18 protein-coding genes and 1 pseudogene are annotated in these 24,538 nt (G+C 46.1%); 9 read left to right on the top strand and 10 right to left on the bottom strand.

Annotated elements, in window-relative coordinates; all coding sequences use genetic code 11:
- Nucleotides 1-32 precede the first annotated feature (32 nt).
- Nucleotides 33-1,622 carry an Hsp70 family protein gene (locus QUB68_RS04300; protein ID WP_332989701.1) on the top strand — a complete coding sequence of 530 codons (1,590 nt, stop codon included), beginning with the start codon at nucleotides 33-35 and terminating at the stop codon, nucleotides 1,620-1,622.
- A gap of 179 nt (nucleotides 1,623-1,801) precedes the next feature.
- Here QUB68_RS04300 and QUB68_RS04295 read toward each other — a convergent pair whose 3' ends face one another.
- Nucleotides 1,802-2,323, bottom strand: coding sequence for a L,D-transpeptidase (locus QUB68_RS04295; protein ID WP_332989699.1), 522 nt, complete (start codon nucleotides 2,321-2,323; stop codon nucleotides 1,802-1,804).
- 59 nt (nucleotides 2,324-2,382) lie between these two features.
- A complete protein-coding gene (locus QUB68_RS04290; protein ID WP_332989698.1) occupies nucleotides 2,383-3,021 on the bottom strand; it encodes a bifunctional 4-hydroxy-2-oxoglutarate aldolase/2-dehydro-3-deoxy-phosphogluconate aldolase in 639 nt (212 codons plus the stop codon).
- Nucleotides 3,022-3,205: 184 nt separating this feature from the next.
- On the opposite strand from QUB68_RS04290, the gene QUB68_RS04285 reads away from it, so the two are divergent.
- Nucleotides 3,206-3,523, top strand: coding sequence for a hypothetical protein (locus QUB68_RS04285; protein ID WP_332989696.1), 318 nt, complete (start codon nucleotides 3,206-3,208; stop codon nucleotides 3,521-3,523).
- Nucleotides 3,516-3,779: a type II toxin-antitoxin system RelE family toxin gene (locus QUB68_RS04280; protein ID WP_332989694.1), complete on the top strand. Its 264-nt coding sequence runs from the start codon at nucleotides 3,516-3,518 to the stop codon at nucleotides 3,777-3,779. The genes QUB68_RS04285 and QUB68_RS04280 overlap by 8 nt, the downstream gene beginning before the upstream one ends.
- 289 nt (nucleotides 3,780-4,068) lie before the next feature.
- On the opposite strand, the gene ftsH3 is transcribed toward QUB68_RS04280, so the two are convergent.
- Nucleotides 4,069-5,907, bottom strand: a complete 1,839-nt coding sequence (ftsH3, locus tag QUB68_RS04275) for an ATP-dependent zinc metalloprotease FtsH3 (protein ID WP_332989692.1) — start codon at nucleotides 5,905-5,907, stop codon at nucleotides 4,069-4,071.
- A 461-nt stretch (nucleotides 5,908-6,368) separates the two neighbouring features.
- Between ftsH3 and QUB68_RS04270 the strand changes: the two genes are divergently transcribed.
- Nucleotides 6,369-13,337, top strand: coding sequence for an FkbM family methyltransferase (locus tag QUB68_RS04270; RefSeq protein ID WP_332989690.1), 6,969 nt, complete (start codon nucleotides 6,369-6,371; stop codon nucleotides 13,335-13,337).
- 175 nt (nucleotides 13,338-13,512) lie between these two features.
- On the opposite strand, the gene QUB68_RS04265 is transcribed toward QUB68_RS04270, so the two are convergent.
- Nucleotides 13,513-14,007 (bottom strand): hypothetical protein, encoded by a 495-nt coding sequence (locus QUB68_RS04265; RefSeq protein WP_332989688.1) that lies wholly within the window; start codon nucleotides 14,005-14,007, stop codon nucleotides 13,513-13,515.
- 154 nt (nucleotides 14,008-14,161) lie between these two features.
- On the bottom strand, nucleotides 14,162-14,359 hold the full coding sequence (locus tag QUB68_RS04260) for a hypothetical protein (protein ID WP_332989687.1): 198 nt from the start codon (nucleotides 14,357-14,359) through the stop codon (nucleotides 14,162-14,164).
- 86 nt (nucleotides 14,360-14,445) lie between these two features.
- Between QUB68_RS04260 and QUB68_RS29930 the strand changes: the two are divergent.
- Nucleotides 14,446-14,616 (top strand): annotated as a pseudogene (locus tag QUB68_RS29930) (Rieske 2Fe-2S domain-containing protein); the annotation flags it as partial.
- Nucleotides 14,617-14,630: 14 nt separating this feature from the next.
- On the opposite strand, the gene QUB68_RS04255 reads toward QUB68_RS29930, so the two are convergent.
- Entirely contained in the window at nucleotides 14,631-15,524 is an 894-nt protein-coding gene (locus QUB68_RS04255; RefSeq protein ID WP_332989685.1) for a CNNM domain-containing protein, read from the bottom strand.
- A 286-nt stretch (nucleotides 15,525-15,810) separates the two neighbouring features.
- On the bottom strand, nucleotides 15,811-16,899 hold the full coding sequence (locus tag QUB68_RS04250; protein WP_332989684.1) for a hypothetical protein: 1,089 nt from the start codon (nucleotides 16,897-16,899) through the stop codon (nucleotides 15,811-15,813).
- Between the two features lie 114 nt (nucleotides 16,900-17,013).
- Here QUB68_RS04250 and QUB68_RS04245 point away from each other — a divergent pair, with 114 nt between their 5' ends.
- The 4 genes from QUB68_RS04245 (at nucleotide 17,014) to QUB68_RS04230 (ending at nucleotide 20,874) form a co-directional block, all read left to right on the top strand.
- Nucleotides 17,014-17,931, top strand: a complete 918-nt coding sequence (locus QUB68_RS04245; protein WP_332989682.1) for a YihY/virulence factor BrkB family protein — start codon at nucleotides 17,014-17,016, stop codon at nucleotides 17,929-17,931.
- Between the two features lie 10 nt (nucleotides 17,932-17,941).
- Nucleotides 17,942-18,223 (top strand): hypothetical protein, encoded by a 282-nt coding sequence (locus QUB68_RS04240; RefSeq protein WP_332989680.1) that lies wholly within the window; start codon nucleotides 17,942-17,944, stop codon nucleotides 18,221-18,223.
- A 305-nt stretch (nucleotides 18,224-18,528) separates the two neighbouring features.
- Nucleotides 18,529-19,794 carry a glycosyltransferase family 4 protein gene (locus QUB68_RS04235; protein ID WP_332989678.1) on the top strand — a complete coding sequence of 422 codons (1,266 nt, stop codon included), beginning with the start codon at nucleotides 18,529-18,531 and terminating at the stop codon, nucleotides 19,792-19,794.
- Nucleotides 19,795-19,896: 102 nt separating this feature from the next.
- Nucleotides 19,897-20,874: a glycoside hydrolase family 104 protein gene (locus tag QUB68_RS04230; RefSeq protein ID WP_332989676.1), complete on the top strand. Its 978-nt coding sequence runs from the start codon at nucleotides 19,897-19,899 to the stop codon at nucleotides 20,872-20,874.
- 217 nt (nucleotides 20,875-21,091) lie between these two features.
- On the opposite strand, the gene QUB68_RS04225 is transcribed toward QUB68_RS04230, so the two are convergent.
- The 3 genes from QUB68_RS04225 to hpsU form a co-directional block, all read right to left on the bottom strand.
- Nucleotides 21,092-22,228 carry a flagellar assembly protein H gene (locus QUB68_RS04225; RefSeq protein ID WP_332989675.1) on the bottom strand — a complete coding sequence of 379 codons (1,137 nt, stop codon included), beginning with the start codon at nucleotides 22,226-22,228 and terminating at the stop codon, nucleotides 21,092-21,094.
- Between the two features lie 10 nt (nucleotides 22,229-22,238).
- Nucleotides 22,239-23,720: a mechanosensitive ion channel domain-containing protein gene (locus QUB68_RS04220; RefSeq protein WP_332989673.1), complete on the bottom strand. Its 1,482-nt coding sequence runs from the start codon at nucleotides 23,718-23,720 to the stop codon at nucleotides 22,239-22,241.
- A gap of 81 nt (nucleotides 23,721-23,801) precedes the next feature.
- Nucleotides 23,802-24,482, bottom strand: a complete 681-nt coding sequence (gene hpsU, locus QUB68_RS04215) for a hormogonium polysaccharide biosynthesis acetyltransferase HpsU (RefSeq protein WP_442923039.1) — start codon at nucleotides 24,480-24,482, stop codon at nucleotides 23,802-23,804.
- Nucleotides 24,483-24,538: the final 56 nt, after the last annotated feature.

The raw sequence follows: 24,538 nt of genomic DNA, 5'->3' as shown, positions 1-24,538 counted from the left end.
TTTAATCCCTAGTAGCTGTGTATTTTGGCCCAATGACGATCGCAATTGACTTTGGAACTAGCAACACCGTCATCGCTCGCTGGAATCAGGCCATCCAGCAGCCGGAAACTTTGAAATTACCGGGATTGTCGGCAATTTCGGCTCAAAATCCGCCCCTAATTCCCAGTTTGATCTACGTTGAGGACGCTGCTCAAAGTAAAGTAATAGTCGGTCAGCAAGTCCGCGATCAAGGCCTTGATTTGAGTGGAGATTCTCGATTTTTCCGCAATTTTAAGCGGGGAATTGGCACTTCCGTTCAGGGTTTTGTGCCGGAAATTGACGGGCGAGTTGTTGATTTTGAACGAGTCGGTGAGTGGTATTTGAGCCGAATTGTGAGTTCAATTCGCGAACTGCCTTTACCTGTAGATTCTTTAATTTTTACTGTGCCGGTAGATAGTTTTGAGGCTTACCGCCATTGGTTGGGTAAAGTGTCTCAATCTCTGCAAGTAGAACAGGTGCGGATGTTGGATGAACCTACGGCGGCTGCTTTGGGTTACGGTTTAGCCGATCGCGAAAATCTGTTAGTCATTGATTTCGGCGGCGGAACTCTCGATCTTTCTTTAGTGCGCCTGGACATTAACAGCAACAAAAAGCCGCTGGGTTTTCTGCTGAAATGGGGCGAAAAGTTATTAGCTGAATCTTCGGCACAAAAGGCAAAAGTTGCCCGGGTTTTGGCTAAAGCCGGACAAAATTTGGGCGGTTCTGATATTGATAATTGGCTGGCTGACTATTTTGTCAAAACGAAAGGGCTGGCAAAATCTCCGATTACGACGAGATTGGCAGAACGGTTAAAGATTCAGTTATCTTTGGTAAATAAGGCGGTTGAGGTTTATTTTGATGATGAAAATTTTGAGAGTTACGAATTAGAATTAGACCGTGATGGCTTTGAATCTATTCTCGCCGAACATCAGTTTTTTGACAACCTGGACGATTGCATGAATCAAGTATTGCAGCAAGCCCGGCGCCAAGGCTTAGAAATTGGCGATATTGATGCAGTTTTGCTAGTTGGTGGTACGGTACAAATTCCGGCTGTGCAACGCTGGGTGCAGCAATATTTCGAGCCGGCAAAGATTCGGTGCGACAAACCCTTTGAGGCGATCGCCCAAGGTGCTCTGCAACTGAGTCAAGGCATAGAAATCAAAGATTTTCTCTATCACAGTTACGGCATTCGCTACTGGAACCGTCGCGAAAATTGCCACAGTTGGCACAGTTTAATTAAATCTGGCCAGTCTTATCCGATGAGCGAACCAGTAGAATTAGTCTTGGGAGCTTCTTTAGAAAATCAGCCGAGTATTGAATTAATTATCGGCGAATTGGGAGCGGAAACTGGGGGCACGGAGATTTATTTTGATGGCGATCGGCTAATTACTCGCCAACTCACGGGCCAAACGTCGGTACAGCCACTAAATGACAAAGATGGAGCTCGCAGTATCGCGCAATTGACGCCGCCGGGGTATCCGGGGGGCGATCGCATCAAAATCTTCTTCCGCGTTGACGAACAGCGATTTTTGCGGATTACTGTGGAAGATTTGTTGACCAATGAAACGTTGTTAGAGGATAGGCCAGTGGTGCAGTTAAGTTAGGAATTAAGCACGCCTAAAAAAACCAGGACTTATGCACTCCGATCGAAGAAACCGGGTTTTTGACCGAATCTACGGCTGTAACGCAGTATTTCGCAAAAAAACCCGGTTTCTGACCACCGGTGCATCAGTTCTAATAATGTTCGACTATACCCGATGCCCGATGCCCGATGCCCCATGCCCTAAACCTGAGATTTGTGCACCACTACTGGCGTCCCCACCGAGGCCCATTCAAACAGCCATTTAGCGTGATTTACAGCTACATTTGTGCAGCCGTGAGAGACGGGATTGCCAAACAAATTGTGCCAGTAAGCGCCGTGAATTGCCATGCCACCGTCGTAATACATTGTATAGGGAACGTCCGGCACATCGTAGTCCGCCCCAGTCATTCTAGCAACGCGGTATTTAGTTTGAACGGCAAAGGTTCCCGTGCGGGTGGGAGTCGATGATTTGCCGCTCGAAATAAACACCGCGTAAACGGATTTATTTCCTTCCCAAGCTATTAACTTTTGTCTTGACAAATCAATTTCAATCCAGCGTTGACTGGATTGCTGCAACTGCATAATTCTATTGGCAATTATGTTGTGCTGTTCGCCGGCAATCGCAGGATTTTGCCCGCCGCAGAATGCAGCAACTGTTAGGGCGCAGCCTGCACAGAAAGTTGCGGCGCGGCGCAAGTAAGTTGAGTTCATAATGCTGTTCATTCCTCAGACCTCGTACTATTTTAGATTTTAGATTTGAAATTTTAGATTGGAAAGAGGGATTAACAAGTTGTTAAGTTTTGGGTGAGAGTTCTGGCAATTTGGACGATCGCCCGCCAATCTCGATTTTGCACTAAGTCTTTGGGAAATAAGTCTCCGGCTAAACCAACGGCGATCGCCCCAGCGTCAATAAATAGCTTGGCATTTTCCCGCGTCACCCCGCCAGTGGGAATTAAAGGAATGTGCCCCAGAGGGCCTTGCAGACTTTTCAGGTAAGCCGCGCCTCCCAAACCCGATATCGGAAACACTTTGACGCAGGTAGCCCCTGCTTGCCATGCAGCCATAATCTCTGTTGGAGAAAAAGCACCAGGGGCGATCGGCACTCCGGCATCAACTGCTGTTTTAATCATAGCTACATCTGTGTGCGGAGTAAACAGGAATTGAGCGCCGCAGTCTATGGCTTGCTGCAATTGTTCTAAGTTTAATAAAGTGCCAGTGCCAATACTAAAAGTAGGGAATTCGGAGCGGAGTTCAGCAATTAACTCAGGAGCTTTGTGAGTGTTCCAAGTAATTTCAATAAACTGCATTCCGCCTGCTGCTACCGCTGATGCCATCTGCCAAGCGAGTTCTTTTTCGGAGGAACGGATGACGGCGATCGCCCGGTGTTTTTTTAGTAGTGTCAACCAAGATTGATGATTCATGCTATGTAGGTGGGTACAAATAAATATTAGATGGATCGGGCGGGTTTGGCCTTCATAAACTGGCTGGTTTCCTAGATTCTTCGCCGGCACCCGCCCCTACAAGATACTATTGTTTCTTTGTAATCACCTACTTAACTCATTCTGTCTCGCCTATAATTTTAGTACACCTTACTAACTTCAATATATGCCAAACTACAATATGCGCGGCGTTCAATTTTTAACCGACAATGAAGGCAACAAAACCGCTGCAATTGTTGACCTCAAAGAACACAGCGAATTTTGGGCTGACGTGTTGGCTGAATGTGGCGAACCGATCGACTTTCAGTTTTTAGTTGACGGCGAAGGCGAAAAGATTGCGGTGGTGCTCGACTTCGAGAAGCACGGCGAACTCTGGGAGGATGTTTATGACTCTTTGACCATTGAATCTAGAAAAGATGAACCAAGAGTTCCCTGGGAAGAAGTTAAGCAACAGCTTGAGAAAAAGGGTATGTTGAATGTCTGATTACTTGGTCATTACTGCACGTTCGGCTCAAAAAGACCTGGATGCTCTGCCCGTTGAAATCAGCAGCCGAATTTATCCCCAGATAAATGCTTTAGCAAGTGTCCCGCGCCCGCCGGGGTGTCTCAAGTTAAAGGGGGAGAAAAATGGCTGGCGAATTCTGGTTGGCGATTACAGGGTAATATACACCATTGATGACGACAGCCGCACGGTCGATATCAGTAAAGTGCGTCACCGGCGAGAAGTTTACCAAGGGTGATATTAAGTCCGGTTACATGGAAATGATGCAGTGCGATCGCCCGCACTGCACAACAAACTTCTTGTATAAATCTTTGATCGAGCCGGTCAACGGCAGATATAAGACAGAAAAACACTGATCGACGCAGATAATTTCAAGATACGAGAATGAAAGCAAGAAGCACAACGCTCTGAAACAGCCGACGATCGCAGCACAAAAAAATCGGGGCAATTCCAGACAATCCCAGAACCACCCCAATTACCGATTTTAAACTTTAGATTAAATCTAAAATCTCAAATCTTAAAATCAATTAGGCAATTGTCGCCATCTTGACATCGCTGTTAGCCAACAAATTTTGCAATTCATCAGCATCCACAGTTTCCTTATCAACTAGCATCTCTGCTAAAGCATTCAGAACGTGGCGGTTACCAACCAGCACATCTTTAGCGCGCCGATAAGCTTGCTCTACCAACAAACGCACTTCATCATCGATCGTGGCTGCGGTTTCTTCAGAAAAGTCCCGTTCGGCCATAATATCGCGACCCATGAACATATTCCCTTGTTGGCGACCGAGAGCTACAGGGCCTAGCCGATCGCTCATTCCGAAGCGAGTCACCATTTGCCGTGCTACTCTTGCGACTTGTTGCAAGTCATTGGAAGCGCCAGTTGTGACTTCTTCCTCGCCGAAGACAATCTCTTCAGCAATGCGGCCACCTAAAGCAACGGCCATTTGATTTTGCAAGTATGAGCGAGAATATAAGCCAGAATCCATCCGGTCTTCGCTTGGTGTGAACCAAGTCAAACCGCCAGCGCGGCCGCGGGGGATAATGCTAATTTTCTGCACAGGGTCATAATCGGGCATCAGCGCACCGACTAAGGCGTGACCGGCTTCGTGGTAAGCAACTAAGGTTTTGCGCTTTTCGCTCATCACGCGGTCTTTCTTTTCTGGGCCTGCGAGCACGCGGTCGATCGCATCATTGACTTCATCCATCGAGACTTCGGTCAAGTTGCGACGGGCGGCCAAAATTGCCGATTCATTCAGCAGGTTAGCCAAATCGGCACCTGTGAAACCCGGTGTCCGGCGGGCGATTTTTTCCAAGTCCACATCTTTCGACAAAGTTTTGCCGCGGGCGTGAACGTTGAGAATTTCCAGGCGGCCGGAGAAATCGGGGCGATCGACCACAACTTGGCGATCGAAACGACCCGGACGCAGCAGCGCAGCATCCAGCACATCAGGGCGGTTCGTAGCAGCAATCAGAATGATGCCAGTATTGCCTTCAAAGCCGTCCATTTCGGTCAGCAACTGGTTCAGGGTTTGTTCCCGTTCGTCGTTACCACCGCCCAAACCAGCTCCGCGCTGGCGGCCTACCGCGTCAATTTCATCGATAAATACGATGCAAGGAGCGTTAGTTTTAGCTTGTTCAAACAAGTCGCGGACGCGGGAAGCACCCACACCCACGAACATTTCCACAAATTCTGAACCGGAAATCGAGAAGAAGGGCACGCCTGCTTCTCCAGCAACTGCTTTTGCGAGCAGGGTTTTGCCTGTTCCGGGAGGGCCGACTAGCAGCACGCCTTTGGGGATTTTTGCTCCGACTGCGGTGAAGCGATCGGCATTTTTCAGGAAGTCCACGACTTCTGCGAGTTCTAGCTTGGCTTGTTCGATGCCGGCTACGTCGCCGAATGTCACCTGAGTTTGCGGCTCCATTTGGACTCTAGCTTTGGATTTGCCGAAGTTCATGGCTTGGTTGCCGGGCCCGTTTTGGGCGCGTCGCACCAGGAAAAACAGTCCCACCAAGAGCAGGATCGGGAAGAACAGGCTGCTGAGGGCTTTTACCCAGAAGCCTTCGTCGTTTTGGGGCAGAACCGAAATGTCTACGTTGTTTTTGGTCAGGATGTTGATCAGTTCGGGGTCGTTCGGCAGGTTGACAATCACCTTGTTGCCGTCCTGAGCCGTTACGAGAGCTTTGCTGCGATCGGAACTGATATTTATTTTGTCTACTCTCTTGCCTTCGACTTCCTGAATGAATTGGCTGTACTTCCAAACTTCCCTACTTGGGGGCTGTTTGTCAAAAAATGCGGTTGCTAAGGCAATGACTACAATAGCCAGCAGTGCGTACAGTCCAGCGTTTCTCCAGCGTTTATTCACCGAGGTTGATCCTCCTAATTATTTAGTCCCTGTGACTTGGGATTTTTTATTTATGTTCATCAATCTTAACGTATTTGTAACTTGTTTTTGCGTGGGAGGAATCCCGGCAGTGCGTTTGGAGTCTGAGGTGGTGGAAACCGAACTGCCCTGGAAGCCGTCAGGATCTGGGAGTGTTTTACTAACGAGTGCATTTTTGACTACACTATAATCCTTGATTTGTCAAGCGATCGCCCGACTGTGCTATTTTGGTAGCCGACTTGGCGTATAACTGTGAAGAAGCTTTGGAGCAACCGCAGTGCGATCGGCTGTTTATCTATAGTAAATCACTCAAAAAAGTTAAGCCACAGACCTTCGGCATTTTCTAAAATATCCTGTAAAAGGTTAAAATTCCCGAATAATGATTCAACTAAACTCTGACTTTTGACTTTCATGTTGCAGCACTAAAAAAGGAATTTAAAACAATGGCAATTAAATCATCAATGGCAATAGATTTTATTCGTAACTTTGTTCAACCTGGAGAGCTGGTTTTTGATGTGGGGGCAAATATCGGGCAAAAAGCTGATGTCTATGCTGCCGCTGGGGCGAAAGTAATCTGCTTTGAACCACAGCCGAATTGTGTCAACATCCTGACCGACAAATACCAGCACAATCAAAACATCGCCATCGTTAACAAAGGGTTGGCGGAACAAGCGGGAACGATGCAGCTTTCCGTTTGTACTGATGCCAATTACATCTCAACTTTTTCTAAAAAATGGCAAACCGGACGCTTTTCTAACTACCAATGGAATGAAACTGTTACCGTAGAAGTTACGACCTTAGATGAGATGATAAAAGTGTGGGGACGACCGCATTTTTGTAAAATAGATGTTGAAGGATTCGAGTATCAAGTATTGCAGGGACTATCTACACCAATTCCCTATATATCATTTGAGTTTGCCATAGAATTTCTTTATGATACCAAAAACTGCATCAACCAATTGAAAAGTCTCGGATACAAGCTTTTCAATTTTGCCAATGGCGAACAAACTAATTTAGTATTTCCTGAATGGGTGTCCGACGAACTTCTTGTCAATTACCTAGAGTCTAGCAATGACCGCTTACTGTGGGGAGATATTTATGCTAAATTCGAGGCAAATCAACATCATATTCCTGGTGGCAGAATAGCTCAAAATAGCAGTAATGAAGTGATTGCAACAAAAGGGTATCTCAACTTACAGAAGCTTTGCCAGGAACACTCGATTAGCCCGCGCGGTTTGATTCACATCGGAGCCCACGAAGGGCAAGAAATGAAGGAATATCAAGCGATGGGCGTGCCAAAAGTCCTATTTATAGAGGCTAACCCTTCTGTCTTTGAAAGATTGAAACAGAATATAGCTGGAATCCCTAATGTGTGGGCGGCAAATTGCGCTGTCAGCAACGAAAATGGCACAGTCAATCTGCGAGTGAATTCCCACGATATGAGCAGCAGCATTCTGCCCCTGAAGCTGCATAAAGATATTTACCCCGGCATGGTAGAGGTGAATCAAGTTACCGTAATCTCGAAAACTCTTGACTCGCTGATGGAACAAAGCCCGTTCACTCCCCCTGACTTTAATATCATTAATATTGATATTCAAGGGGCAGAACTTTTAGCATTTCAAGGCGCAGTCGAGACTTTGAAATATATAGACGCAATTATCACAGAAGTTAATCGCGAGGAACTTTATGAAGGGTGCGCGTTAATTGACCAAATTGATGATTTTCTCTCATCCTACGGCTTTGTGCGAGTAGCGATGGCCAATCCTTCCCATCCATCTTGGGGAGATGCTTTTTATGTGAAAAAACCGCTTCCCAGTCAAGATGCGGACAATTTTAGTTTAAGCGGCTTGTCTGTGAGTGCGATCGACCATATCGCGATCGCAACCAGCATCGCACCGGGAAATATTGACAATCAGCGGGCTGCTGTTGAAAGCTGGCGAGCTCTGGGATTTTCGCCTGTTTCGCTCAATAGCCCTGAAGAAATTAGCCAACTACAGCCCATCTATGAAAATGTTACTTTTCATGCGGTAAACCGCGATGCACGGGTCGAGGCGGGAAGACCGCTAGTGTATCTTGATGATATGTTTGCATATTTGCGCGATCGCCCTACAAAAATCTGCGGCATAGTCAACTCAGATATCCGCCTGAAAGCTGGTAGTGATTTTCTGGCCTTAATCTGCAAAGAAGCGGAAAATTCCATAGTTTTCGGTTCGCGAGTCGATGTCGAGACATCTGAAAACACAGAGGGGAAAGTTTACGCTCAGGGATTTGATTTCTTCTTCTTTGACAAACAACTGTTAGAACAGTTTCCAACTTCCCAATTTAGTTTAGGTCTTCCCTGGTGGGATTTGTGGATACCGCTTACCGCTCATCAGAAAAATCTCAACTTGAAATATCTTGCTAGTCCTGTTGCCTATCATATCAAACATCAGGTCAATTACATCAACAATTTTTGGCAAACAAAAGGAATTCACTTCACGGAGTTTTTCGATCGAAATTTGTCGCGCCAATTTGAACAACTGCTGGCGAACGACAATAGCCGTTTGCAAAGCGAACTGACGAATGTTGCAGTTCAATTCATGACTTTAATTGACAAACAGACGCCCAAAATTCAATATGAAACAAAAGATGTCACCCCTCAAGTTTCAGATTCATTAAAAGTATCCGCCATAGTTTCTACCTACAACTCAGAAAACTTTATTCGCGGATGTCTGGAAGACCTGGTAAACCAAACCCTGTACCAAAAAGGCGAACTGGAAATCATTGTAATAGACAGCAATTCCCAACAGAATGAAGGAGCAGTGGTTCGGGAGTTTCAAGCTAAATATCCTAACATAATTTACTGCCGGATACCAGAGCGAGAAACCATTTATGGCGCTTGGAATAGAGGCATCCAGATGTCGGGAGGCAGATACATTACTAATGCTAACGCCGACGACAGACACCGCCCCGACGCATTGGAAATTATGGCCAATCATTTGGACTTGCAAGCCGAAACTGCCCTGGTTTACGGAGATCAAATAATTACCAATATTGTCAACGATACCTGGGCGGCGACGCAAGCTCAAACGCGGTGGAATTGGCCGGAATTTTCTTATGAGGAACTGGAAAAGCGCTGCATCACAGGTTCTCAGCCGATGTGGAGAAAATCTCTGCACGACAAATACGGGTATTTTCAAGCCGATTTTGCCAGTGCTGGCGATTACGAATTTTGGTTGCGGGTTGGGAAAACAGAAAATATGTTCCGCATCCCAGAAATCATTGGGCTTTACTACCACAACCAACAAGGTTTAGAACATGGTTCAGGGCGATCGCAACAAGAAACGCTTAAGATATGGAATGAATACGGCATCATCGGCCGAGGTGTCAAACCCGCCACTACCGTCCCCGTTGCAATCTCTCCGTCACAGCTAAATGCCATGCCCTACCGCACGCCCGAACCAGCACTCGTCAGCATCATTATCCCCTGCTACAACCACGCAAATTTACTCAGAGAAGCTGTAGAAAGTGTTGTCAGTCAAACCTATCAAAACTGGGAGTGCATCATTGTCAACGACGGCAGCACCGACGATACCAGCAACTTCGCAAATTATTTAATTCAATTATATTCTCAAAAAGCCCTGCGCCTCATCGATAAACCCAACACTGGGCCCGCTGATTCGAGGAATGTTGGCGTTCAGAATTCGTCAGGAAAATTAATTTTATTCCTGGATGCTGATGATAAAATTCATCCCAAATTTATAGAGGAGTGCGTTGAAGTTTTATTAGCGAAACCGAATGTGGGCTTTGTCTATACAGATGTGCAGCACTTCGGAGCAAACTGCGATTTCGTCACCCACGGCGACTTTGACCCCAATCTGTTTTTGAGAGACAATCAAGCTCCCGCTACTTCCCTATTTAGAAGGGAAATTTACGAGCAAGTAGGCGGGTTGAAAAAAGTGATGAAGCTGGGATGCGAAGACTGGGAATTTTGGATTTCTGCCTATGAAAAAGGCTGGTTGGGGTATCGATTGCCTCAGCCTTACCTCTACTACAGGCAACACGGCGACGGCTCTAGCAGAACCCAAAAAATGGCGGGAGAACGCCCAAAATTAGACTTGATGAGAGCTACAATTGTTCGCCTGCACTCTCAACTTTATAAACCCGAAGAAGTTCGTTGGTCAGAACAAATTTTGCAGCAACACGGTAACTTAATTGCTGATGAATTAGCTCAACTTAATAAACCCGAACAATTCTTAGCTTCCCTTCCTCAATACTTGGGAGATTACCAAAAAGACCAAACCAATCAAGTTGCCCTCGCTCACATCCGCCAAAGCCGCCGACAACTTGCCGATTATTGGGTTAATTTGCCCGCAGAACAACTAGAAACTGCCTACTCAGGCGATGCAGGTAAGGCACATCAAATGCTGCTCAACAGCACTATCAAATATGAAGCACTGACTGATACTGAACAGAGTTTGACCAGTCAACTAGCAGCACATCTGTCCCAGGGAATTAAAACTGTTAAAGATGTTAACTACTTACTAGCAGCTTCTCTCTACCGTCGGGCTGACCAGTTGTTGCTGAAGTATGAAAATGCAGCTATACCCAATTGGTTTATCAACGACTATCTCAAATTTATGTTTGCGGCGCCGATGCTCTTTCAAGAACTAGGAGAGGCGGACAATTATTGCCGCTACGTGCAGGGATGGGTTAGTTACGTACACCGCAATATATTCCAAAACCAAAATTCACAAGTTTGGCAGGAAATTGCCTGGTTTTTCACTCAAACTGCTAACTTCATCCCGCTGTATTTCAACAGTGCCAATCTCAAAGAAATATACAGGAAGCGGGCAGATATTATTGAATTTGCGATGAAAAATCGCGGGGCGGCAATTGATTGCATTTTTCCGGCAAGGCCTGCAAACAGACAGAAAATTCGGGTCGGTGTTCTGACTAAACATTTCGGGGCGATGACGGAAACTTTCGCCACTTTGCCTGCTTTTGAATATCTCAACCGAGAACAGTTTGAGATTATTTTGTACGCTCTCAATCTGGATGGCAATAAACTAGAACAGTATTGCCAGAGTCGCGCTGACAGACTGGTGCAACTGTCGAATGACTTGCCGGGTCAAGTTCAGGAAATCCGCGCTGATGACTTAGATATTCTGCTGATTGCTACGAATATTACTGCTGTAACTCATCCGATTAGTTTGCTGGCGCTGCATCGATTGGCGCGGGTACAAACTACTTGTTTTAATTCTCCTGTCACGACGGGAATGCGCCACATTGATTATTACATTGCTGGCAAGTTGATGGAACCTGCAATTGAGGGAGGCGCGCATTATCGGGAGGAATTAGTAACTGTTGACGGGCTGGGATGCTGTTTTAGCTATACTCTCGAACCTTATACTCCTAATATTCAACTCAACAGACATAGCCTTGGCATTTCTGAGGAATCGGTTGTGTTTATTTCGAGTGCGAATTTGTATAAGTTGATGCCGGAGTTAAGGGAAACTTGGGCAAAGATTCTAGCTGCTGTTCCTAATTCTGTTCTGTTTTTAATGCCTTTTGGCCCTAGCTGGACTAATTATTATCCAGGGGCGGCTTTCGTGAATAATATGCAAGGGGTTTTTGCTAAGTATGGGGTTGAGAGTCAGCGTTTGCGGGTGTTGAAGACTTTTCCTAACCGTGCGGATGTCAAGGAAGTTTTGAAGTTGGGTGATGTTTATTTGGATTCTTACCCCTATGCGGGGACGACTTCTCTGGTTGATCCGCTGGAGGTTGGGCTACCAACTGTTGTCAGGGATGGTGATACTTTACGATCGCGCATGGGAGCGGCTGTGGTACGATCGCTCTCAATGCCAGATTTAATCGCCCATGACGAAGCATCTTACATTCAGCTAGCCGTCACTCTCGGCACTAACCCGCAGTTGCGGCAGCAAAAACGGCAGGAAATTCAGCAAAAAATGCAGGGCAATCCCGCCTGTTTTGACAGTGTTGCATACTCGGGGGCGATCGGCAAATTATTTCAAGAACTCTTTAGCAACTGGCAAACCAGCCACCTAGAAGCCTCCCGCAGCTTGCAGGATAGCATTCCCAAGCAGCCAGATTTGGGCGAGATACTCTCGAATAACGTCCAGCTTTACCAAATAAATTCATCAAACATCTCAGCAATATCTCAACTGCGCCAAATCCGCAAACAAATCGCTGATTTCTGGCTGAACATTCCCGCCAAAAACCTGGAAGCAACCTACCAAAGTGCTGACGGTAAAAGCTATCAAATATTGCTAACTAGCGGCTTTCAACATCAAGCCATGATGGAAAGCGAACAAATATTTTTGCAGCAACTAACGCAGATTAGCAAAGGATTAGTGCATCCCAAAGCAGTCAACGCCTTGCTGGCGGCGATGCTGTATTTCCCACCGGGAACCATGCGCATTCCCGACGCTTGCAACCGCTTGCCGCACTGGTTAATTGGGGATTACGAACAAGTTTTTGAGACAGAATCTGCCATCAATTCTGAGTCAAGTTCTGAATTGCTAGCGCAATACATTCAATCGCCGCAATTTGCAAATCAACTGCTAGGATGCGTCAATCTTTACCGCATCGATCCATCTGAAGAATCGGTAGTTTTGGAACTCCGCCAAATTCGCAAACAACTAGCTGATTTTTGGCTGAGTATTCCTTCAGAAAAACTAGAACATTTTTACCGAGGAGAAGTTCGCAAAGGATATCAAACAATACTTAGCTGCGGCTTGCCAGCAGAATCAATGACTGAACCGGAACAAAACTTTTTGCAGCAATTGACCGAAATTAGTAAAGGGTTGGTGCATCCTCAAGCTATCAATGCTCTGCTGGGTGCGATGCTGTATTTTGTCCCTGGAAAAATGCGGGTTCCCGACGCTCGCACCCGCTTGCCGCAGTGGTTGATTGAGGATTACGAAAAGGTGTTTGAGAGCGCATTTCCGGCAACAGAACAAACCATTGTCAACCAAGATTATTTGCCGCAGTTTCTCAATCAATTAACTGCTGCTGTGAATCTTTATGAAATTGACCCGACGGCTGAATTGGTAATAGCAGATTTGCGGCAAATTCGCACGCAAGTTGCTAATTTGTGGCTGAGTCTTTCTGCCGAACAAGTGGAACTTTTGTATCGGAGTGATTTTGGCAAGGGTTACAAGGCAATGCTGGGTAGCGGGTTTATTAATGAGCCTCTGACTGAGAGTGAATGTGCGTTTTTTAACTCATTGGTTTCTGAGTTGAGTAAAGGGTTTGGAACGCCTAAGGCTGTGCATAATTTGTTAGCGGCGATGCTGTTTTGTCGCGCTGGCCAGTTGCAAATTCAGGATGCGAATAGTTGTTTGCCTCCGTGGTTATTGGCGGATTACGAGCAGTTGGTTGGGGGTGCGATCGAGCTTGCTGTCAAGTAAACGGATATAACCTAGGGTGGGCCGCAGCTCACCCAGCGCGATCGATTAGTTAGGGAATTGAAACTTAATTTAGATTAGAAAAGCCATTAGCAAGAGCTACGTATTCTTTAACAAGGTCTGCTAACTCTGTAAACGACATTGTGACTCCGTTTGCACAAATACCATTGTTGGAAATCTAAACATGGTGTAAATTTCCTTCAGGTATAGTTGACGCTTCAAGATGTTTGCTAATATTGTAAAGTCTATTAAGCTTTTCAAGAGAGCTACCGTCTCCTTTCTCAAACAAATTCGTTTCCTTTGACTCTATCTTTTTTCCTAGTTTTCTCCAAAATTCGTAAGCCTGATATAATTGTGTAACTGCTATTTCAAAATGAGAAAGCGCTTGAAAATATAAAGATGTGTTCTTTTTGCTCTCATTTAAATATAAAAGCAGTAGAGTACGACCATTTTGATACTCAACTAAAGCCATTTGTACGCGACGGAAGATTCCAAAAATATAAGGTTTGTACTCGGTTTTAATAGAATATCTAAATATAGAATTAAGGATAAAGTTATGAATCAAATCTTCTACCTCAGCGAAGTGTTCTGCTAGAGCGGGAGCATTACACTCAGACAATTCTGAAATTCCCTGAACGAAGAACTTATCTAAGGCATAGTTTGTAAAAGGCATAATTTGTTACTCAATGATGACTTCTCAAGTCTAACGTCTGCTAAAAAGCTCAGCTTACGGACAACCGAACTCATCTAATAGAAAATACTACACTACTCTTACCTTAGAACTAGACAAGTCTGAAAAGGGATAGCTAACCAAAATTATGTCATTTTTAGAGTAGCTGGGCATAAACATCATCCTCAGTATTGTCCCAAACTCTATCTAGTGATGTTTGACTAGCTTGAAGCCAAAACTCAGATTCTTCATCAGGTAAGACTGTTACTAATACTTTTGCCCCTTCGGGTAACTCTGATAACTCCAGCAGTTCAATTTTCCCTTGTCGAACAGTAGCCCAAAGCGTTTTCAGCATATCCACCTCATAAACTGTGCTTTATGCAATTTGCAGATTTTTGGTAAGTTGTCGCACTGAGCGACTAATTACAACCTAACACTGTTTTAGCCCGATCGCCTGAGGGGGAGTGGCTAGCAATGTTTCGCCCAGAAGATGGACAAGCTGCGACATTACGCGAGCGCTGTTTGCACCGCAGCAGTCCTTTATCCGCAGGAAAGGTTTGTAGCGGCGCATTGCAATGCCATTATCACGGTTGGATCTACAATCAAATTTGAACCCCGAGTTGCTATCAATTTAACACGAGTTCTGGCTGCTGAGTCTCAAACAAAGGGCGAGTTACCTGACGCACTAGCACTGTTTCTAAACTGCCTTCTACTACATTTTCTGCTTCTATTTCTAATTCGCCCCACAATAGCCGATCGCCCTGAGTGGGCATTTTACCCAAAGTGTGAATCACGAATCCGGCGATTGTTTGGTACGCTGGGTTGGTGGGCAGGTTTAACCCGAGTTTTTGGTTAACTGCTGTGACTTCCCAGACGCCAGAAATTAGTGCCGAATGAGCATCTTTTTGAACGAGAGTGGCTTCGGAAGCTGATAGCAGTGGTTCCGACTTTTTACTGGTAATCCAACCTGTCAGCAGCCGCACAGTACCGTTGAGAATTGCTAGCAGCGGCCACAGTATTTTTGAGCAAATTTCGAGGGCGGGCATCAATAGCAAAGCTGTGCGTTCTGGGGCGTGGGTTGCTAATACTTTAGGGATGAGTTCTCCTAAGACTATTTCTATGTAGGTTACTAGGATGAAGGCTACGGGAACTGCGATCGAATGCGCCGTCAGCATGGCGGGAAAATGACCGCTCGGCAATTTGTCCAGCCACGGCTCGATCCAGTGTACAGTCGCTCCCTCGCCCAACCAACCCAACAGCAAACTCCCTGCTGTTGTACCTGTTTGAGTCACAGACAGGTAATGCGGTATGTTTTTCTGCGCTTGGTGGACAAGTTCGGCGGTTTTGGTGGTTGGGCGATCGCGCAACTGGGCGAGTTGGCGGATTTGATGGCGATCGGCTGATACTAATGCTAGTTCTGCCGCCACAAAAAACGCGATTAAAAGTGTTAATCCCAGCAACATTCCTAATCTCAGCAATGTTTCGGCGACTTCTATTTCCAGGGAAGTAAAGTTGTTCAAAATAGATAAATAATATGATAGATGTTTTCCACTAACACCCTTATTTTAGCTTGGCTATTGCGATAGATTGACATCGGATATCCGCACTACCCGTATTCGTAGGGTACGCAATACGCACCTTACTTACCCGTAGAAGTTGTGAACTATTTCTCTTATCTAGCTGAGTGCAACGGGCGTCCCGCCTGTTCTTATCTAGCTGAGTGGAACGGGCGTCCCGCCTGTTCTCCTTGGCGGGCGGTTCGTAAAAAAAAGAATCCTATTCACAAAGCCGACACAAATTGCTGTATCAACTCTCCGTTACCTCCCGCAGCGAGTTAATTTCCGTAAAAGTCTCATCCGGATCGGACTTCAACCCGCCTTGAATGTAATTCAACTTCACTTCTTCCAACAAATCCGATAACAAAGACTGCAATTCCCCGAGAGTTTTCTCATCTTGCAATTCCCGCCGCAAACTTTGATTGAATTCTTGGCTGAAATTATCGATAATTTTTCGCCCTTTATCATCTTCGTAAGTAGTTGCAACCACATCAACCGCAGTTTGAGCCAGATAATTTGCTAGCTGTTCTGTCATTTCCTTAGGCAAAATATTAATCGGCGAGAAAGTTTGCAGGAGTTGATAAAAATCCGATTGTTTGATTGTTGTTTCGAGATTGTGGTGCAGCAATTCTTCTAAACCCGGTTGCACTTGCGGCAAAACTTTGTAAATTGTCAGCTCCAAAATCCGGTTGGTAATTTGTTCGATCGTATTTTCCTGATTGACGTGAAGATACCCTTGCTGCGGTTCTAGCAGTACCCGCGCTGCGTCGCCTTGTTCGATCGAACTTTGAGCTTGATTGATAAACCGCACCATCATGTATTCCGACATGGTATCGGCTAAATAAGCCACCGGTTCGTAGGTAATTTGAGCAAATGCGCGATCGAGATTCACCAAACCCGACTTGTGGAGGCGCACCAACACCGGCAGAAGCCGCCAACCGTACCAAATCGGAATCAACAGAAACACCTCGTACCAGCGCCTCAGCACAAAATTCGACCAAGGTACCCCCGGTTGGCGGCGGGTGTGGAACAGACTTTTGAGCGCAAATTCCGCCCAGAAAAAACCGATAAACCACGCATCAATTCGCCAAAACTGGTCAGCGGTTGGCAAAGATTCGGGATTTGGCAAACTCGAATCCATGCCTTTAATCGGGTCATAAATTTTAACTAAACCAGGCAAATAGCTCTGATAAATAGGGCGCAACTGAAGATAACTGAAATGGAAAAGCACCAGCAAGAAATTGACCACTGCTACCAATGCGCTCACTTTTGCCCAAAAAAGCAGTTTTTTGGGCGGTTTGACATCGGTGCTGTTGACAGTTGTGTTGGAATCTGACATAAAATTAATTTTCCGAGTTTGCTAATCGATAAATCTATCTTGTGGCCGACGCTAAAAAACTCCTAACCTCTTATAATCCCTTGGTGAACGATAAGTATAAGGAAACCAAAGGTCGTGAACTTAAAAACAGTCATATCGCTGCTCAAAGAAACTTTTACTGAATGGCAAGAAGATAAAGCGCCTACCTTAGCCGCCGCCCTAGCCTATTACACAGTCTTCTCCCTCGCCCCCCTGCTAATTATCGTAATTGCGATCGCGGGTTTAGTCTTTGGTGCAGACGCAGCCCAAGGTCAAATCGTCACCCAACTCCAAAGTTTAATCGGCAAAGATGGCGCTCAAACCGTCCAAGAACTGATCTTGAAAGCTTCCGAACCAAAGTCGGGAATGATTGCTACTTTAGTCGGCATCGCTACACTTTTGTGGGGTGCTTCCAACGTGTTTACTAACCTTAAAGAAGCCCTCAATACTATTTGGAATGTTTCACCGCCTCCCGGACGCGGTATCTGGGGATTTTTCCAAGACCGCGTATTGTCTTTTGCAATGATTTTAGGCATCGGCTTTCTGCTGCTAGTATCTTTAGTAATTAGCGCCGTTTTAGCAGCCGTCAGCTATTGGTTGAACGGTTTACTGCACTTACCAGTAGGCATTTGGCAGATTGTAGACTTTGCTATCTCCTTTGGTGTAGTTACGCTGCTGTTTGCCTTAATTTACAAACTCTTGCCCGATGTGGATCTTGCCTGGAATGATGTGTGGATCGGCGCTGCCATCACCTCAGTGCTGTTTACGATCGGCAAATCCCTAATTGGAGTTTATCTGGGAGGTAGCGGTATTGCCTCTACCTACGGTGCTGCGGGATCGTTCGTGATTATCCTGCTTTGGATTAATTATTCCGCTCAAATTCTCTTCTTAGGTGCCGAGTTTACCCAAGTTTGGGCTAACCGATACGGCTCTCTAATGCGAAGTTCGAGAAAGAATCTCGTCAACAGTGAAAATGGGGAATCCTCCCCAGGCAAACATCGGAACAATTCTTAATATTAGACAAATGGGAAATTTTAGGTTAACCTCTATCCCCGGTTTGACAGAAGAAGGCCGAAGGAAGAAGGAAGAAGGAAGAAGGAAGAGGGAAGAGGGAAAAAGGCTGAAGGCTGAAGGCGGAAGACAGAAGGCGGAAGACAGAAGGCAGAAGGAAAGCAAAATTTTGAAGGCAATAATTTTGCTGTTTGGCGATCGCCCTAGGAAGTTATGTCTTCAGGAGGATTTACTTCTGCTTTCTCCACAGTCAAACCTATTTATCCAGAAAGGTAAAAATTCTACTTTCGGCTGACGGGAGCATCTCGAACAGCAAGCTGAAAGCAGGTTCAAGTTTGACAGCGGCCCGAATCCGGGAAATTCTCTTCACCCTCGTTCATTTCCATTTAGATTATCTAGAGTTTGAGCTGCTGCTGGTCTCTGTCAGCAGAAGGAAGTCGCGTGTCAATTTTTCCCCGGAAACTTATCCCTGAAGGATGATTTATCGATCGCCTATTTTGACTTTAATAAAAATTAGCAGTTACCTTCCATTTCCCGCGCAGTAGCCAAAATCGCACATTAATCGGCTGCAAGTTTTTTTTAAAATTTTGGTAAACAATCATGATTTCATTAAGTAAAAAACGCATCGCCCTGGTCTCCGTACACGGCGATCCGGCTGTGGAAATTGGCAAAGAAGAAGCGGGCGGGCAAAATGTTTACGTGCGTCAAGTAGGAGAAGCTCTGGCGAAACAAGGATGGCAAGTTGATATGTTCACCCGCTCATCCGACCCGCAACAAGCAAAAATTGTACAACACACCCCCAATTGTCGGACAATTCGGCTAGTAGCAGGGCCGCAAGAATTTATTCCCCGCGACGAACTTTACGGATATTTGCCTATTTTTGTTCGCGAATTTCAGAAGTTTCAGTTAGAGTCAGGCTTTCAATATCCCTTAGTTCACACGAATTACTGGCTGTCTTCTTGGGTGGGAATGGAGTTGAAAAAATCCCAACCCCTGCGGCAAGTTCACACTTATCATTCTTTGGGAGCAGTAAAATACAAGTCGGTTTCGACAATTCCAATGATTGCCAAAACCAGGCTGCAAGTGGAAAAAACACTTCTGGAAACAGCCGATCGCGTGGTGGCTACCAGTCCCCAAGAAAGAGAACACATGAGGTCTCTGGTGTCCTCAAAAGGCAAGATTGACATCATTCCCTGCGGTACCGAAATAGAGCGGTTTGGGTCGATCGGGCGATCGGCCGCCCGCCAGCAGTTGGGAATAGCCCCCGAAACCAAAGTCGTGCTGTACGTCGGTCGTTTTGACCCGCGCAAGGGCATCGAAACCTTAGTCCGCGCCGTCAGTCTGTCAGCGCTACGCAAAGGCGATTTAAAACTAATTATCGGCGGCGGCTGGCGTGAAGGGGAAAGCGACGGTAAAGAGCGCGATCGTATCGGCAGCATTGTTCAAGAACTAGGCTTAAGCGACATTACCAGTTTTCCGGGCGGCTTGAGCCGAGACATTCTCCCCGCCTACTACGCCGCCGCCGATGTCTGCGTCGTTCCCAGCCACTACGAACCCTTTGGTTTAGTAGCCATTGAAGCGATGGCCTGCCGCACGCCCGTAGTCGTGTCCGACGTGGGAGGATTGAAATATACCGTAGTGTCGCGAGAAACTGGTTTGCTGGCGCCTCCGAAAAATGCAGCAGCCTTTGCCGGTGCGATCGATCGCCTGTTAGTTGACTCAGTATGGCGCCAGCAACTCGGACAAGCAGGCCGCCGGCGCGTCCAAACCTATTTCAGTTGGGACGGTGTAGCATCCCAACTCGGTCAACTTTACACTCAACTCCTCGAACAATCGGCGATGAAACTTGACCCCGTGAGCGCTTAGTAGTATCACTTAGTATGGTTGAAGCCAGTTTCCCTTGATCCCTGTCCATCTCATCCGTTCTAACTGGGAACCTTCAACTAGAAGTGATATCAGGAGGTACTCTTGTACGCACCAGAACATCTGGGAAGCCATCTGCAACCCATTTCAGACATCGAGCTAATTCGCCTGTGGGTGGAGCGCCAATCCCACCGCAGCAAGCGCTTTAGCTGGCAGGCGGCCAATAGTTTTCGGCTGTTTGTAGAAAAACCGCTGGCAGAAGTGACTCTGGCAGAAGTCCATACTTTTGCCGCAGCCATGAGGGCTCGCAAACTTGCACCCCGTTTCTACAAACAAACCTTACTAGCCCTGAAATCGCTGTTCGCCTTCGGCCAGCAAAGGAGAATTTTGCCCGCAGCCATTCCCCTAGACGGGTGGCCTGTGCAACAGCGCAGCAAGCAGTCCAAACGCCTCCGTTTAAGGCTGGGGTGGAGTTTGTGCATCTGTTTCTGCTTTTTTTTGGGTAGAATGACCCCGAAACTGTGGGGGCAAACTGTCTCGGCAGAAATCTCGCCGCCTCCGAAACGCCTGCCGTCTGTTGAAACTGACGACTCACCAGACAAAGCAGAGGATAACATCGAGCGCGATCGAGTAAAAGCATTTCTCGACACCATCGCCGCCGCCGAAGGCACCGCCAGCCCCGACGGCTACCGCACCCAGTATACCGGCACCAAATTTGCCAGTTTCAGCGACCATCCCAGGGAAATGAGGTGCGGCCGCCGCTACGGCAAAAAGCTGTGTTCCGACGCTGCGGGGCGGTATCAGTTTCTCAGCACAACTTGGGACAGGTTCGCCAAAAAATTTACCATCACCGATTTCAGCCCTCAAAATCAAGACTTTGTAGCTGTAGAGTTAATCCGAGAAAAAGGTGCTTTAGAAGATATAGAAGCGGGTAGATTGGAGTCAGCAGTGAGAAAACTCGCTTACATCTGGCCTTCTTTTCGGCGTTTTGGCGGTTCCGTGGAATCGTCGATGCCCAAACTAGAAGAAATGTACCTGCAAAATTTAGGGATTTACCGCCCAGGATTGGTTGTTAGCAATTAGTCAATATTCCGAGGACGAGTTATCAGTTAGGTTTAGCGATTTTGGATTAAATTTTGACATCCAAAATTGAGAATGGGGGAGTTATGGGTGATGTCTATATTTTGGGGAAGTTAAAAATTATGCTAATTTTCCATCTTCCATGTTAAGGATGCGATCGACAGCAGCGAGGAATTTGATTGAAGAATTATGGCTGCGATCGCAGGTTTTACTCAGGTGTTTATCCTAACCGTCCCCTCAATTGGGCCGCCGATAACTGCGGCAGTTGTTCTACAAACAATGTCAATTCTGCCACAGGGAATGCCAATAAATTAGTAACGGCTGCTGGCAGAAGATCGCCCAATTCAGGCGATCGTACTTGCAAGACACTTTCAACCAACAATTTAAGCGCTGATTCTCGCCCTGCGTCATCGACTGTCAGCATCGACAATGCCAGCAACAGCACTGTAAATTCCGCCGCCGGCAACTTGGATATTGGAGATAGAAAAACTATCATTTTGGGAGTTAATTCTCCAAATCTAACTCGCAGAAAGTTTTCTAAGATTAAGCGCTGTTGTTCTTGTCGGCCTCGTTCTAGCCCTTGTTCTAGTCCTCGTTCTAATCCTCGTTCTAGTCCTCGTTCTAGTCCTTCTTCTCTAGCTTGTTGCTGTGCGGCTTGTATTTGTTGTTGAAAAAGTGGTGTAATGGCCATAATTAACTCCCGCTCTTCTGGCTCTAATTCCTGTGGGATGTCGGCTACTAAATTTGACTGTAGACGATACAGCAATTCTAGCGCAATAATCCGTAACGGATCGTCCGTTGCTAAAGCAGTCAATTGGGCGATCGCCCGCTGCTGCACTCCGCCTTTGCCTAAAATCCTCAACCACAGGGTGTCGGGAGTTTCCGGCAACTGGTGAATCGCCACAATAGCGGCGCGCAAAGATGCCCCCAAAAAATAGATTCCCGGCAACCAATTCTCCGTATCCGGTATCGCATTAAAACTATCTACCAAAGCTTTGGATGCCGTGGGCATCAGAATCCACAGCCTCGGCAATTGAGCGTCATCATAGCGAGTATTTTCTCGTCTAAATTTTCGCTCCAATTCGCCGCGCACATCCAATGACTTGCCCAGACAGCTACAAATTTCGCTGACATTTGCCGGATTGCGAAAAGGTTCAAAAATTGCCGTCGTGCTTGCCATTTTCCCCAACAATCCCAGGGTTGCTGAGTATTCGGGAATTGCCGTGCTGGGAGTGAAATAAACATCGATTTCTCGGACTTCGGAACTCACATCTCTGCCGATATTGACCGTTCCGATCGGCGAGAGTAATTCCTCCAGGTATTCTTTAGCAAAAAGATCGTGAATGAATCGCGTCATAAAAATTATTTCAAATACTAAACAGATATTTCAGCCGTTTTCTCACCCATTCTACAGGATTTTCATCGTCTTCGGCTGCATCTACCAATTCCATTTCTATAAGTTGCTGCTGTCTCTCGCTTAACTCTTCTTTATGTTTGACTATTTCTTGAATAATCTGTTCGGATAAATCAGGCCGTTCAGTTAAAACTTTCTGGAAACCTTCCTTATTGATCGCAAACAAAATTGTTTCTTCCAAAGCTCTCACAGAAGCAGTTCTGGGGATTCCCAACATCAAAGAAAGTTCCCCCAAAAACTGACCCGTACCGAGGTTGTTCAGGTGTTTGTCAATGGCTTCGACAAAAACTTCGACCGAACCTGAAAGAATCAAGTAAAAAGCATCTCCGGGGTCGTTTTCGCGAAATAAAAATTCTTGTGGCCGCAGCCTTTGGCGGTATCCAACTTCAATCAATTGACGCAATTCGAGATCCGTCAGAGTTTCAAAGTATTCTACCTCTCGCAGCAAACAGCTAAGTGACGATCGCTTTTTTATTTCATCTGCACAAATCGGATTTTTTTGAGAGTTTTGTGAAGCTTTCTCCGTCGCCTCAGTTGCCGTTTCATTTTTGTGTAATAGCGACAACAAAACTTCTGGATTTTTCACATAAATTTCTCGGTCATTGAACGGAAAATCGATTCCCTGCTGTCGGAAATTGTACTCGATCGCAAAATTCAACGAACTTTTAATTACTTCTCTTTCTGTCGGCCTATCCGTCCAAACTAAAAGCTCAAATTTAAAACTATCATCGCCAAACTCAACAAACAATACTTTCGGATGCGGTTCGTACAAAACCCCTGCTTCCACATAAGCAATATTTAACAGAGTTTCTGTCACTAACAGCGGGTCGCTATTCTCGGCTACTTCGATGGAGAGTCGCAGACAGAGTAGCGGATTGTCGTAACTCCAGTTAACAACTTTGCTGCTAATCATGGTGCTGTTGGGAACTATGACGCTGGAGTCGTCGTTGGTGGTAATAATGGTCGATCGAATCGAGATTTTTTTGACGATTCCCATCAATCCATCTAATTCCACAAAGTCTCCGACTTTCACGGGTCTGTCTAAAAGCAGCGTTAAACCGCTGACAAAATTTGTTGTTAAATCCTGTATTCCGAAACCAATTCCGACTCCCAATCCCCCTGCAACTACTGCCAAAGAAGCGAGGTTAAAGCCGATGCTTTGGATGGCGGCGATCGCTCCCAACGCTACTATTAAATAACGCAAGATTACGGCGATTGCTTCCCGGTTTCCCTCGTCAATTCCCAATCGAACGAGCAAGCGTTCCTTCAGAAAGTCCGTAAAAGCTCGCGCTATGAGGATCGCAGCCATGAACAATACAATCAGTTCCACAAGTGACCGCAGCGATACAGGATTGTCCCCTATTTTAAATAAGGTAGATGTAAAGACTTGGGAGATATCTGTCAGTAATTCTTGGGGGATTGTATTTACGGTCATTTGTGGTAAATTAGTAAATATATGGCTGTCTCAACGGCTTTAATATTTCTCGGCAAAGTTGGGGAATAAAAAACTGAAGTCCTAACTGCGAACTTTTTGGATTTCTCGCCGATAGCGGGGACGACAGGGTGTTCCCGTGCAAACAAAGCTAGCTGGCATATTTTTAAAGACGCTGCTGCGAGCTCCAATTAAAGCGTTGGCACCGATTTCGACACCGGGGCCAATGAAGCAGTCGGCGGCAATCCAAACGCCATGATTAATGATAACAGATGCTGTTATTAAGCTAAAGGCTGGGTCTTGGGGGTCGTGAGTGCCGGTGCAGAGGTAACTTTTTTGAGAGATGACGCAGTGTTTGCCGATCGCAATTCGCTCCAAACTGTACAATACAACATCATCTCCGATCCAACTGTAATCTCCGATTTCAATTTTCCAAGGATAGGTAAAACGAGCCGTAGGGCGAATCACCGCACCTCGACCTATTTTTGCTCCAAATAACCGCAGCAAGCCGCTTCTGAGGCTATTACAAGGGTGTGGAGTGAGGGGAAAGGCGATCGCCTGCACGAACCACCACAGCAAAATTAGCCAACCAGGCCTGCCACGATCGAAGTTTGATTGGTTGTACAGCCGCAAATCCACTAAAGATTCGCCTGTCAAAGTATTTGACTGAATCTCGGTAATTGGAGGAGAATTGATTGCAGTATCTGGGAAATTGGCGATCGAAGGTGGCGGTTCCGGGTCGGGAGTTAGCGGAGGAGAAGTCATGCAACTTAAATATATGAATTTAGGTTCGTAGTGAGGACTTTAGTCCTTCTTTGTTG

It is taken from the genome of Microcoleus sp. A006_D1 (genome assembly GCF_036702805.1).
In the GTDB taxonomy this organism is placed as follows: Bacteria; Cyanobacteriota; Cyanobacteriia; order Cyanobacteriales; family Microcoleaceae; genus Microcoleus.
The sequence above is the reverse complement of the archived record's forward strand: the minus strand, read 5'-3'. Positions and strand labels throughout refer to the sequence as shown.

Bases quoted from the DNA above. Each gene is read 5' to 3' on its own strand.
- QUB68_RS04300 (WP_332989701.1), top strand. From the start codon at position 33: ATGACGATCGCAATTGACTTTGGAACTAGCAACACCGTCATCGCTCGC.
- QUB68_RS04295 (WP_332989699.1), bottom strand. From the start codon at position 2,323: ATGAACAGCATTATGAACTCAACTTACTTGCGCCGCGCCGCAACTTTC.
- QUB68_RS04290 (WP_332989698.1), bottom strand. From the start codon at position 3,021: ATGAATCATCAATCTTGGTTGACACTACTAAAAAAACACCGGGCGATC.
- QUB68_RS04285 (WP_332989696.1), top strand. From the start codon at position 3,206: ATGCCAAACTACAATATGCGCGGCGTTCAATTTTTAACCGACAATGAA.
- QUB68_RS04280 (WP_332989694.1), top strand. From the start codon at position 3,516: ATGTCTGATTACTTGGTCATTACTGCACGTTCGGCTCAAAAAGACCTG.
- QUB68_RS04270 (WP_332989690.1), top strand. From the start codon at position 6,369: ATGGCAATTAAATCATCAATGGCAATAGATTTTATTCGTAACTTTGTT.
- QUB68_RS04265 (WP_332989688.1), bottom strand. From the start codon at position 14,007: ATGCCTTTTACAAACTATGCCTTAGATAAGTTCTTCGTTCAGGGAATT.
- QUB68_RS04260 (WP_332989687.1), bottom strand. From the start codon at position 14,359: ATGCTGAAAACGCTTTGGGCTACTGTTCGACAAGGGAAAATTGAACTG.
- QUB68_RS04250 (WP_332989684.1), bottom strand. From the start codon at position 16,899: ATGTCAGATTCCAACACAACTGTCAACAGCACCGATGTCAAACCGCCC.
- QUB68_RS04240 (WP_332989680.1), top strand. From the start codon at position 17,942: ATGGGAAATTTTAGGTTAACCTCTATCCCCGGTTTGACAGAAGAAGGC.
- QUB68_RS04235 (WP_332989678.1), top strand. From the start codon at position 18,529: ATGATTTCATTAAGTAAAAAACGCATCGCCCTGGTCTCCGTACACGGC.
- QUB68_RS04225 (WP_332989675.1), bottom strand. From the start codon at position 22,228: ATGACGCGATTCATTCACGATCTTTTTGCTAAAGAATACCTGGAGGAA.
- QUB68_RS04220 (WP_332989673.1), bottom strand. From the start codon at position 23,720: ATGACCGTAAATACAATCCCCCAAGAATTACTGACAGATATCTCCCAA.
- hpsU (WP_442923039.1), bottom strand. From the start codon at position 24,482: ATGACTTCTCCTCCGCTAACTCCCGACCCGGAACCGCCACCTTCGATC.